Consider the following 280-nt stretch of genomic DNA (forward strand, 5'->3'; position numbering starts at 1 on the left):
TATCATTGCTACTCCACTATTAATCATCTCACCTATTTTATTAATAGGGTTAGGATTTTTTAAAGGGTTTCATCAACTCAGTTATTCCGATGTTTACAATGTGTTCATCGCTTTTTGCAGCGGTTTACTCATATCCGTCATATGTTATCAAATGATAAAACATCTATACGCAACTTTAGTAAGGTATTTGAAATGGAATATAGCTATTTTACAAAGATAATAATGAATATAAAAGGAGATTAAAATGAAGAAGTATACTTTATATCTACTCATGTTACTT

General features: G+C 28.6%; 1 protein-coding gene. It reads left to right on the forward strand.

The features are described from left to right. Positions 1-220, forward strand: a 220-nt coding sequence (locus ACSG5Z_RS32510; protein WP_503827201.1) for a DUF1700 domain-containing protein, incomplete at its 5' end; no start/stop codon positions are given. Between the last annotated feature and the right edge of the window lie 60 nt (positions 221-280).

This window comes from Bacillus pretiosus, assembly GCF_051294775.1.
GTDB lineage: Bacteria > Bacillota > Bacilli > Bacillales > Bacillaceae_G > Bacillus_A > Bacillus_A wiedmannii.